The 11,986-nt window shown below is 33.2% G+C and carries 8 protein-coding genes; 4 read left to right on the top strand and 4 right to left on the bottom strand.

The features are described from left to right. Nucleotides 1-185 precede the first annotated feature (185 nt). Nucleotides 186-2,546, top strand: a complete 2,361-nt coding sequence (pbpC, locus tag Z053_RS0114950; RefSeq protein ID WP_035096250.1) for a penicillin-binding protein 1C — start codon at nucleotides 186-188, stop codon at nucleotides 2,544-2,546. Nucleotides 2,547-2,756: 210 nt separating this feature from the next. Next, nucleotides 2,757-5,039 (top strand): GEVED domain-containing protein, encoded by a 2,283-nt coding sequence (locus Z053_RS30215; RefSeq protein ID WP_025665817.1) that lies wholly within the window; start codon nucleotides 2,757-2,759, stop codon nucleotides 5,037-5,039. 87 nt (nucleotides 5,040-5,126) lie between these two features. Here the strand turns inward: Z053_RS30215 and Z053_RS0114940 are convergent, their stop codons facing one another. Together Z053_RS0114940 and Z053_RS0114935 are read right to left on the bottom strand one after the other, a co-directional pair. After that, nucleotides 5,127-5,633 carry a YciI family protein gene (locus Z053_RS0114940; protein WP_025665816.1) on the bottom strand — a complete coding sequence of 169 codons (507 nt, stop codon included), beginning with the start codon at nucleotides 5,631-5,633 and terminating at the stop codon, nucleotides 5,127-5,129. A gap of 88 nt (nucleotides 5,634-5,721) precedes the next feature. Next, the gene (locus tag Z053_RS0114935; protein ID WP_025665815.1) at nucleotides 5,722-7,443 is read right to left on the bottom strand and encodes a CHASE domain-containing sensor histidine kinase; all 1,722 of its coding nucleotides are present in this window, start codon (nucleotides 7,441-7,443) and stop codon (nucleotides 5,722-5,724) included. Nucleotides 7,444-7,848: 405 nt separating this feature from the next. On the opposite strand from Z053_RS0114935, the gene Z053_RS0114930 reads away from it, so the two are divergent. Together Z053_RS0114930 and Z053_RS0114925 are read left to right on the top strand one after the other, a co-directional pair. Next, nucleotides 7,849-9,294 carry a sensor histidine kinase gene (locus Z053_RS0114930; protein WP_025665814.1) on the top strand — a complete coding sequence of 482 codons (1,446 nt, stop codon included), beginning with the start codon at nucleotides 7,849-7,851 and terminating at the stop codon, nucleotides 9,292-9,294. Next, a complete protein-coding gene (locus Z053_RS0114925; RefSeq protein WP_025665813.1) occupies nucleotides 9,291-9,692 on the top strand; it encodes a response regulator in 402 nt (133 codons plus the stop codon). Before Z053_RS0114930 ends, Z053_RS0114925 begins: the two co-directional genes overlap by 4 nt. Nucleotides 9,693-9,798: 106 nt before the next feature. On the opposite strand, the gene Z053_RS0114920 is transcribed toward Z053_RS0114925, so the two are convergent. Beyond that, nucleotides 9,799-10,704: a hypothetical protein gene (locus Z053_RS0114920; protein WP_025665812.1), complete on the bottom strand. Its 906-nt coding sequence runs from the start codon at nucleotides 10,702-10,704 to the stop codon at nucleotides 9,799-9,801. A 212-nt stretch (nucleotides 10,705-10,916) separates the two neighbouring features. After that, complete coding sequence (locus Z053_RS0114915) at nucleotides 10,917-11,972, bottom strand: SH3 domain-containing protein (RefSeq protein WP_081748277.1); 1,056 nt, start codon at nucleotides 11,970-11,972, stop codon at nucleotides 10,917-10,919. Between the last annotated feature and the right edge of the window lie 14 nt (nucleotides 11,973-11,986).

Genomic DNA, 11,986 nt, shown 5'->3' with positions numbered 1-11,986 from the left:
AATAATATATAGATTCATCCATCATACACATTGAACTCATCTTGACTTTTTGTTTTTAACCGAAAATGAAGTGAAATTTGACCAGATGAGATACTTTTTGAAAGTCATAGCAGGGCCTACGGCTAAGAAAAGTAACGAAATATGGGTGAAATTCAACCATTTTTTAGGAAATAGAAAAAGTCAAGATGAGTTCATTGCTTAAAAACATAAAAAACTACATAAAAACCCATCCAAAACGCTTCTTAATTCTTGGAGTAGTGTTAATTGTATATTATTTTTTATTACCAAGACCATTATTTGATGATCCAACTGCAACAGTAATTGAGACCAGAAACGGTGAATTATTAGGTGCTAAAATTGCAACCGATGGGCAATGGCGTTTCCCCGAGACCGATAGTGTGCCCGAAAAATTCAAACGATGTATCATTGCATTTGAAGATCAGCAGTTTTATCGACATTTAGGATTTAATCCTGTTGCGATGGGAGAAGCAATTATCGAAAATAGTAGTGCAGGTAAAGTGGTTAGAGGAGGAAGTACTATCACTCAGCAGGTTATTCGTTTGGCACGAAAAGGTAAAAAACGTACCTATTTTGAAAAACTAAAAGAATTAATACTGGCTACGCGACTGGAGTTTGGAGCTTCTAAAGAAAAGATTTTGAAACTATACGCCTCTCATGCTCCTTTTGGGGGTAATGTAGTAGGAATCGATATGGCAGCTTGGCGTTATTTTGGATTACCAGCCCATCAATTATCCTGGGCAGAGACAGCAACACTTGCAGTACTACCTAATGCACCTTCTTTAATCTACCCTGGAAAAAATCAAATTAAATTATTAAAGAAAAGAAACCGATTGCTTCTTACGCTTTTAGAAGAAGAAACCATTGATTCATTAACATATCAACTATCAATAAGCGAAACACTACCTAAGAAGCCTTATTTTTTACCACAAACAGCTCCGCATTTGTTAGAAAGATTAGCCAAAAAGCATCTAGGTAAAAGAGTGCAAACTACAATTGATCCAATACTACAAAAACAGGTTAACCGAGTGGTTAAAAGGCATTATGAGGTATTAAAACAAAATGAAGTACATAATATGGCGGTTTTGATTTTGGATGTTGATACCAGAGAAGTACTAAGTTATGTAGGAAATTCACCAACAGATAAAACACATCAAAAAGATGTAGATATTATCGAGGCAGGGCGTAGTACAGGAAGTACATTAAAACCATTATTATATGCCGCGATGATGGATAAAGGAGAATTGTTACCAGAACAATTGGTCTCTGATATTCCTACAGTAATTTCGGGGTATAATCCCAAGAATTTTGATGAAGGCTATAGTGGTGCTGTTGCAGCAAATCGAGCTTTGGCACGTTCTTTAAATATACCAGCAGTTCGATTGTTGCAAAAATATGGCCTACAGAGATTTAGAGATGAAATGAACGCATTTCAAATTAGAGATTTGAAATATGGGGCTGACCACTATGGATTGTCATTAATTGTTGGAGGAGCAGAAGGAAACCTTTGGGATCTTAGTAAAACGTATGCAGGTTTTGCAGGTACGTTAAATCATTATCAAAGTACCTCTAGTGAATATTTTACTCGAGAATTTACCGAACCAATTGTTTTGACTGAAAGGGAAGTGGATTTTGGCAAAAGAACACAACAAAAACCAGTATATGGCGCTGGTAGCATCTGGTTGACCTTTGAAGCTATGAAAAAAGTAAACAGACCAGAAGGTGATGAAGCATGGGAGTTTTATGATTCTTCTAGAGAGATTGCCTGGAAAACAGGAACCAGTTATGGTAACAGAGATGCTTGGGCAATAGGTGCTAGCCAAAAATATGTAGTAGGTATTTGGGTTGGTAATGCCGACGGAGAAGGTCGACCAGAACTCACAGGATTAAATTCGGCTGCACCTGTTTTATTTGATGTGTATAACCTATTACCAAAATCTAAGTGGTTCCCTGCTCCTTATGATGATCTGATTACTGTTACGGTCTGTACTAAAAGTGGTTTTTTGGCGGGTAGCAATTGCCCAACCAAATTAATGGATGTTCCCGTTTCTGAAACCAGAACCAAACCTTGTCCATATCATCAATTAGTACACTTGGACAGGACAGGGCAATACAGAGTAAATTCTTCTTGCGAACCTGTTGGTAATATGATTCATGAATCTTGGTTTGTTCTACCTCCGTTGCAAGAGTATTTTTTTAAAACAGGTAATTCTCGTTATCGTTCCTTACCACCATATCGACCTGATTGTATAAAAGAATCTCAGGAACGAATGGATTTTATTTTTCCAAAACCTAATAGTAGTGTATATTTACCCAAAGGATTTGATGGTAAAACTAATGAGGTAATTCTTAAAATTGCACATACAAATCCCGAAACCCGTGTGTTTTGGTATATAGATCATCAATTTGTTGGCACAACAAAGCAGTTTCATGAAATGCCTGTAGCTCCAAAACCAGGAATGCATATTATTACCGTTTTAGACGAAAAAGGAAATGAATTAAAACGGAAAATAGAAATCAAAGATTGATTTTGATTTAATCCCGTAATTCTTCTGTTTTTTTCACGTAAATAACCTCATAATGAGATTGTTAAGAAATATATAAAATACTGCAATTTTGTGTTAAAATAATAAAATTGTTAAATTTTGAACAATTGTCTTGTTATCTTAGAATCAACATTTTACAAACTAGCTAGCGTTAATTATTAACGTATAACTCAAACTTAACTCTTAAAACCAATGAAAAATGCAATTTTATTGCTTGTCATATTTTTATGTTCAAGCATTACAGCCTATTCCCAAATAGGCCAAGGAGGAGAACCTTTGTTCTCGAATGAACGTATTTCAAAATCAAGCCAAATTCCTGGTGTCACATTACCTAAACTGGATGTAGCTAAACTACTAAAAGAAGATGCATTAGAATCAAGTAAAGACGTACCAATGCGTTTTGCGTATGCTCATCAAACGAATCTTAATCCAAAAAATTCTGGAAAATGGTATACCAATTCGAAAGGTGACCGGTATTGGCTGATTGAGATTGAATCTAAAGGAGCACTATCACTTAACCTTACCTTTTCGAATTTCAAGATTCCTGAAGGAGGTAAATTATTTGTCTATAACAGAGACAAATCTGATGTTCGCGGAGCATTTACTTCTGCTAATAATAAGAGCTCAAAGCGATTAGGTTTAGCTCCTGTAAAAGGAGATAAAATTATAGTAGAATATTTTCAACCAGCTCAGGTAAAACAACAACCAGATTTAAATATTTCTACTGTTGCTCATGATTATAGAGGTATAATGAACATGGCAAAAGACTTTGGACAATCTGGATCTTGTAATAACAATGTAGTTTGTTCGGAAGGAGATCCATGGAGAGATCAAATTAGATCTGTTGCATTAGTAATTTTAGGAAACGGAACCAGATGGTGCTCTGGATCCTTAATTAATAACACAGCTAACAACGGAACTCCATATTTTTTGACAGCAAATCACTGTACATCAGGCCGTGACGTGACCAATTGGGTTTTTGTGTTTAACTATGAATCTCCCGGGTGTACCAATAACTCTGATGGATCCACAAGTCAGTCTATTTCTGGTTCGCAGATGATGGATAGCGGATCGAGTTCTGATTATGCATTATTAAAACTGTCTTCTACACCACCTTCAAGTTATAATGTATATTATTCGGGATGGGATGCCACTGGAAGTATTCCTACTCAAACTACGGGTATTCATCATCCTAGAGGTGATGTTAAAAAAATATCATTTGATAATGATGCATCTTCTATTTCTGGATATTTAGGAGGTTCTGGAAGTACACATTGGCAAGTTACTGATTGGAATGACGGAACCACAGAAGGAGGGTCTTCGGGTTCTGCTCTTTTTGATCAAAATAAAAGAATTGTTGGCCAATTACACGGGGGATATGCTGCTTGTGGTAACGACAGAGGTGATTGGTATGGACGTTTATCTGTAACATATCCAAATATTTGCCAGTGGCTGGCTCCTGGATGTACTACCAAAATAGTGGATGGACATAACCCTGGGAGCGGTGGAGATACACAGGCACCTTCTGCTCCTGCAGGATTAAGCGCCTCTAATGTTGCAGCAACCTCTGTATCACTTTCATGGAATGCCTCTACCGATAATGTTGGTGTGACTGGATATGATGTATATCAAGGAAATTCAATTGCTACATCGGTAACAGGTACTTCAGCAAATATTACTGGACTAACGGCTAATACAGCATATCAATTTAGAGTAAAGGCCAAAGATGCAGCTGGAAACATTTCTGGATTTAGTAGTACAGTTAATGTAACCACTACAAGTGGTGGAGTTACCTATTGTTCTGCTAATGGAAATAATGCTTCTGAAGAATATATTAGTAGAGTGCAACTAGGGTCTATTGATAAAACTTCTACCGCAGGAAGCGGAGGATATAGTGATTTTACATCAGAATCTACAAATCTATCCAAAGGAAGTTCAAATACGATTACGGTAACACCAACCTGGACAGGCACGACATATAATGAAGCATATAGAGTTTGGATAGATTATAATCAAGATGGTGATTTTACAGATGCCGGAGAACAAGTCTGGACGCAATCTGCTACCCAAAACACAACGGTAAGTGGAAGCTTTACAGTACCTTCGTCTGCTACCAATGGAACGACTAGAATGCGAGTTATTATGAGGTATAATACATCTCCTTCTCCTTGTGGATCATTTAATTATGGAGAGGTCGAAGATTATACTGTTGTGATTGGTGGATCGGTTGCTGCAAAACAAAATAATAATGTAACACTTTATCCTAATCCGGCCAGAGATATACTTAATGTATCATTCAACTCAGGGTCTGAAGAAGTCTCGTATTCGGTAATAGATATTTTAGGAAAAACAATTATCTCGGAAACAGGTAAAAATAGATCGACTATAAATGTCGGAAGTTTAAAACAAGGAATCTATTTCCTGAAATTTAGCGATGGGAACAATCAATATACTAAACGTTTTGTGAAGCGATAAAGTCAAACTAGCTAGCTTAGTATGTAAAATATGAAAAAGAGAGTGAGATTCCTTAGTTTTATCAGGAACTCACTCTTTTTAATTTACTTATCTCAAAGGAAACCCTTTTGCTGCCCACCACGGATGTATTTCGATAATTAGACGGCCGGATTTTACCATAGGATCCATGTTAGCCAAGCTATCTGCCATTTTTTGTGTTGGTGTATTATAAATTGTGATCCCGCGAATATCACCATCATCCCCAAAAGGCCCCGAAATATCAGCGTATCCTTCTTTATACATTCTACCAAGATGTCCAAGGTGTAATTTTTGCAAACTATCTGCTTCTTCCTTATTTTGAGAACGATTAGGTCCTTTTTTTAAGAAAGCAATAAAATATTGTTGCATAATCACAGTATCTCCAGTTTCTTCATCTATATAATCAAAGATCTTAAACCCGTCTTTTTTCAACTTTTCCTTGATTGATTTTGCTGAAGGTTTTATTTCTTCAGTAACCTCTTTTGTACTCTCTGATTGTGGGATGCTTTCTTCTTTAGACTGCTGTTTACAGGAGAAAAAGAATAGTAATGCAAAAAATATGAGTAGTTTTTTCATTTTAATGAAGCTTTTAGTCATTTCTGGTGTTAAAATAATGAATTTTACTCGAATTGGATAGTGTCTCAATTTTGTAACCAAAATATAATTAGATAGTGATTTTAAATGTAGTCCCCTTACCAAGAGTACTTTCTACATGAACCTTAGCATCGTTCATATCTAAAAAATCTTTGGTGATCAATAAACCTATACCTGTACTACTTTCTCCTCCTGTACCTTCTTTTTTATGAGTCTTATTGTATTCAAAAAGCCTATTTAATTCATCAGGGTTCATACCGATTCCTGTATCTTCGATTTCAATGAGATGTTTGGTTTTGGATTGACGTAGTCGTACTTGAATTTCTCCTTCTTTTTGAGTGTATTTTATAGCATTAGAGATGATATTTCTTAAGCTGGCTAAAATCATATTCTTATCCGCATGAATATAGGTGTCATTGGTAAAATAATGTGTAGAAAACGTTAGGTTTTTTAGATTTATAATAGGCTGAAAATATTCAGTAATGTTTTCAAATAACTCGATAATACTGAATAGAGATTTTTCTGGTTTTAACGCTAATAAATCATTTTTAGACCAACTAATAAGGTTTTCCAAAGTAAAATGAATAGAAGTGGTATTTTGTTCAATAGATTTTATAATTTCTTTTAATTGAGTTTTGTCATAGCTTTCAAAATCTTCTAATACTAGTTTCAGAAGTACATCCATAGTTCCTATTCCTCCTCTTACATCATGTGATATTAGAGACAGGAATTTTGATTTCATGATATTAAGTTGTGTTAGTTGAGTGTTTCTTTTAGAGAAAGAATAAAAAAGTAATACAAGTAAAGAGGTGAATACTACTCCAGCTATTAGAATGATTAAAGGGTAAGATGTTCTTTCGTTTTTTATATATGTAATTGTAGGATTGGCGACTAACACCCATTTTTTCCCCCATAAAATTGGTAAATCAAATTGATGTGTGAAATTTATCTGGGTATCGACTTGTTTAGATTGATAGGTAAATAAGGTATCTTTAGAAATCCCGCTTTTTTGATTTAGTAACGACATCTGAATTTCTTTAGATATATTGGTGTTATTAGCAGCTTCAAAGATTTTCGAAAATTTGAAAACCCCAAGTACAAATCCTTTAAGGTTTTTTGGGTCGTAGTTTTTTTGGGATTCATTTTCAATAAAAATAGGTAGAAAAGCTAAGCATCCTTCTGGATTTGTTTTTTCTTGCACTAATTTCACATTTCCACTAATAAGGGGCTTACCCAGTAATTGTGAGGATTTAAGAGTGTTATACCGCTCTTTTTCTGAAGCTAAGTCATATCCAAAAGCATTTTTATTTTTTGTGAAAGGATCAACATAATAGACAGGAAAATATTCTTTTCTGATTTTTGCATTTACCAATTGATTAAAGCTGTCTTTTTCTGAAAAGCTAAAATCAGAGAATTCTTGTTGATGCTTTTTCTCATAGAATGATCTCATTTCATGTTTTACCCAGGGAACCCATTCTAAAGCCAAAAAACTACTATTTCTTTTACGTATAGATTGAGATTCTGTAATAAACATATGATAACTAGGAATCTCGTTTGATTTGAATAATATGGCTAGTGTGTGTAAGGACTCTAGGTTTAACTCGAATTCTCTGTGCAGAGATGCTGCAAATTGATCAACTTCATTCTTGAATTTGATTTCAATTTTTTTTTGCTCTAGGATATAATAGGATCTTGCCAAAAGTATTGAGAGTGATAACCCTATAGCCCAAATAACAGGAATACAATATTTAGAATCAATAAGGGATTTTAAATAATACCGTTTTCTTTTCATAATTTTTAGAAGCTCAATAGGTCTTTTATATTAATGGGGTTGTAGTAATAAAAAGAAGAACTCTTCAGATGTTTTGAAAAGGAATATAAGCTTCAGAATTCTCAATAGGGGTAACTTTCTTAATAGGGATAATTTAAAGATAGTAATTATTAAGTTGATTATGATGAATAGAAGATGTAAATTTTATTTTTTTTATTATTGATTTACAGTTGTTTATGTTGTGTTATTGTAGTAACTTTAATACAAACATTATATCCCTATTATTCTAATGTTTTACCTTACCCTGAGACCGGTTTTTTAATATCAAAATATTAAAAACAAATAACTACAATGATAGTTGTTTTAGGCTACCTCATTAATAAATTTCAATGTCAAAATTTCATATAATGCTGTAATGACAATACGATGAAAACAAGTTCTGTATATATAAAAAAAAATGTACTTAATAATGATCTTATTACAATAGTAAATGATAATGGATATTTTGTTGAGTCAAACCCTCAGTGGTCTGTTTTATTGGGATATAGTAAAAAGGAATTGTTAAGTATTCCTTATTTAACTTTGGTGCACTATGAAGATAGGAGTAAGGCCAAACAAGCAATCAAGAACCAACTACAAACCCCTAATTCTAAACCATTCATAGTTAGACTTATCAGTAAAATGGGAGATATAATATGGTTAGAATCTATTATAACCAAGATAGGATATGAAGAAGGCTTTTTACTTATCGCAAAAGATATAACTCAAAAAAAGACAGAAAAATCTTCAATAGAAGCAGATTTAATTGCTCTTAAACTTAAAAATAGACAATTAGAAGATTTATTTAATTTAAGTCAGGATTTAATAACCATTTCAAACCCAGAAGGGTATTTTACCAAATTAAACCCGCAATGGAGTAAAATTATGGGGTATACCGAAACAGAATTAATGGATAAGCCTTACTTAGCATTTGTACATCCAGATGATCAACAAAATACTGTTGCAGAAGCAGCAAAACAATTTGATGGGACTACCATATTTAACTTTAGGAATAGATACCTTACTAAAGCAGGAGAAATTGTTTGGTTAGATTGGAACGCCACTGCATTAGATCATACCGGAGAAGTATTTGGAATTGCCAGAAATATTACAAAAGCCATTAGACAAGAACAAAAAATAGAAGCGACATTACAGGAATTGATAGCAAAAAATAAGCAATTAGAGGACTATGCCTATATTACTTCTCATAACTTAAGATCACCAGTGGCTAATATTTTTATGCTTACCAAATTTTTGGAAGAAAGTACGCTTACCGAAGAGCAAATGAATTATACAGATATGATCAAAAACTCTGCAGAGGTACTTAATAAAACAATGAAAGATTTGATAAACGTTGTGCAGATTAACGAATCTACAGATATGACTATTCAAAATATTTCTCTTCAAGAAACATGTATAGAAGTAAAAAGGCAATTAAGTGCAAAAATCATGGAGACTCAGGCAAAAATCATTACTGATTTTAAAGTTGAAGAAATTTCCTATTCGATTGCTTATTTAAGAAGTATATTTCTTAATCTTATTTCAAACTCACTAAAATACTGCTCTTCCAAAAGAAAGCCTGTCATTCATATTTCTTCTGAAAAAGTAAATAATAGAATTCAACTAATATTTAAAGATAATGGATTGGGAATTGACTTAGATAAATATGGAGATAAAGTATTCGGGTTTAGAAAAACGTTTCATAAAAATGCTAGTGCTAAAGGACTAGGGCTTTTCATAATTAAATCTCAAATTGAAGCCTTAAAAGGGACAATAGCTATTGATAGCGAACTTGATAAAGGAACTAAATTTACTATAAATATTGTATTATGAGTAAGGAGAACCATATTTTATGTCTTATAGATGATGATAACATTCACCAGTTTATCATAAAAAAAATCGTACATAAGCTTAGCCCTAATCAAAAACTACTTGTATTCTCTAACGGAGAAGAGGGTATTAATTTCATAAGATCAACAATTGGGAAAATAGAGAAGTTACCAGATTTAATTTTACTAGACATAAATATGCCTGTTATGGATGGCTGGGGATTTCTGGAAGAATTTGTTACAATCACTCCAGAAATTAAAAAAGATATTATTATTTACATCTTATCATCGTCTGATAATCCAACAGATACAGAAAAAGCTAAAGAATTTGAATTGGTTTCTGGATATCTTATTAAACCTATTAATGAAGATCAATTAGAGTCACTATTAGAAAGTGTCTGACTTATACATTAAGTTTCTAGTGTCATCAAACTAATATCTATGTTAGATAACCATAACCCCACCAAGTATATTTGTATTTGATGGGAGTTATTCTTTATCATGTATACTATCTAGAGGTGTATACCAATCCAAATGAAAAAACAGATTCTTTATTATAATTTCTACCATCTAGAGTAGTGCCGTAACCAGCAGAAACACCTAAAGCGTTTTTGTAAATGGGAACATAAAAATCGAAAGAAAGATTAGTGAAATCTACTTCGGTTTCGGGTAAGATAGCGGGCCCTCCTGCATTGCCAAATTCTGGGGTGCCAATATCATATCCCGACATAGAGTTTTGTATGTCAAGTTTAGCATGTACATAAAGAAATTTATTATAGTACCCTATTTTGGCACTGTACAACATAGCATTAGGAATATCAAAATCATTACTGTTACGTATACTATATCCTAATTGTAGTTCACTAAAAATTTTAAACGGAGTGGTATATTGAAATATAGCAGAGCCATTAACAGTGGTAGCTTCATTACCTAGAGAAAGTACGCCTCCTCCTTTATAATTCCCTACAGGAAATGTTACTCCAGAAGCACCTCCTAGAGTTATTAGGGAAGAGTTGTCAAATTTTTTCCCCAGAATTTTGGCTTTTAGAAAAATCCCTAAATCCTGAATACCATCTATCTGTGCTACATTTTGAACGGGATCAAGTGCTCCATCTTCACTTTCGACACTAATATATGGTAAGGTAACGGTTGTAGATAACCAGTTTGTGATGGCATATTGGCTATAAAAAGAGATGATAGATGAAGAAATTTCTCCTAAACCAGCAGGGTTTCCTTCAGATAATGTAGACCCTCGATAGAACTGATCATAACTTTTGTATCCATAACTCGGCGCTAACGTAAAAGAATTCTTTTCAGGATAAAATCCATTTACAGGAACTTGTCCTATCGCATTTAAAAATGGAAAAATACATAATGTGATCCCTATTAGGGATCTTTTAGATTTGTGCAACATAACTGTAATTTTGGTTAATAAATTAGTAGGCTTAGCCGTGCTTATTCAGTTCACCTTACCAATATTACATGTTACTCTTTTGTTAAGATTTACTAAGACAATGTTAATAGAAGTCAAAAACCTATTGACCTTACTTTTTTACCATAAAAAGTGTGGTTTTTACTTGATTGAGAAAGAATATCGAGACGTATACTTGTTTAACAAAATGATAATTAATATAATACTTTTATTTTTATATATTGATAACAATGTTCTTTGAATCCTTCATTTTCGGCATGTTGTAATGACATTATCTTCATGCAAAACTCGTCTTTGTTTATCCAAAAAACGCTATCTTCTTCTTGTGAATGGAACCATCCTTGAAAATTAATCATCAACCTTAATACATACTTGTTTTTTTCTATATCAAATAACTGTAGATCTGTTGGTGCCAAAGTTTGCCCATCTATAGAAGCGGTGATCATTTTTTTCCAATTTGGCGAAATAATTGGTTTTTCTGCAAGAGTATCTTTTCTGGCCGTAGCCTTATTAATTAATAAATGTTCACTATATCCTATATAATCTCCTCGAATCACATAGACGTTTAAACTATCTATAGCTCCTAAATAATGATAAGACGCATCACCCATATCTTTTTCTCGTATATCTAGCAATGTAATAACGCCCTGATCAGTAGGCAAATCTATTTTTCCATTGTTTTTTTTAATCTCTAACGTATCTTCTCTAACCGTTATGAAGTTGTTTTGTCTTTGTTTTAACTCTTCATAAGTTTTTTTTGAGATTAACTCTAAAATAAGATATTTATCTATATCACTATCCTTATTATAGGAACGAGTAGAGTTTAAATCAGTATTAGATAATCGATATGGCATTGGGTTTTCTCTGGTTAAGAATCCATCAAAAACATAGCCTTTTATACTGGTGGTTTCTTTTGAATCTATTAATACCCATTTACCATCAATTGTTTTTGTGCCTTCTTTAACCTGAAAAGTTTGATGAGTCTCTTCAATAATTTTAACTGGAGTCCCGTAATCCAAAGTACTTATCTTTTCGGCATTAATATCAGGCTGTTTTCGTACACTAAGCCCGTTAATAGCTGTTACATAATGAAATATAGTATTGTCAATTTTTTCTGAAGATGCTTCTATGTTGTTTTGACGATCATTTTTATGCTCATCCCGTTTATCTTTTGTACTACTACTATCTTTACAGTTCAAGAAAGACATAACAATAAGTAGTAACATGATCAGATTTAAAAGCTTCCTCATTCTATTAGTTTTTA

Origin of the sequence: Aquimarina megaterium XH134, from assembly GCF_000520975.1 — a bacterium.
Lineage (GTDB): Bacteria > Bacteroidota > Bacteroidia > Flavobacteriales > Flavobacteriaceae > Aquimarina > Aquimarina megaterium.
Note: the sequence above shows the minus strand (reverse complement) of the source record. Positions and strands in the feature narration are given on the sequence as shown.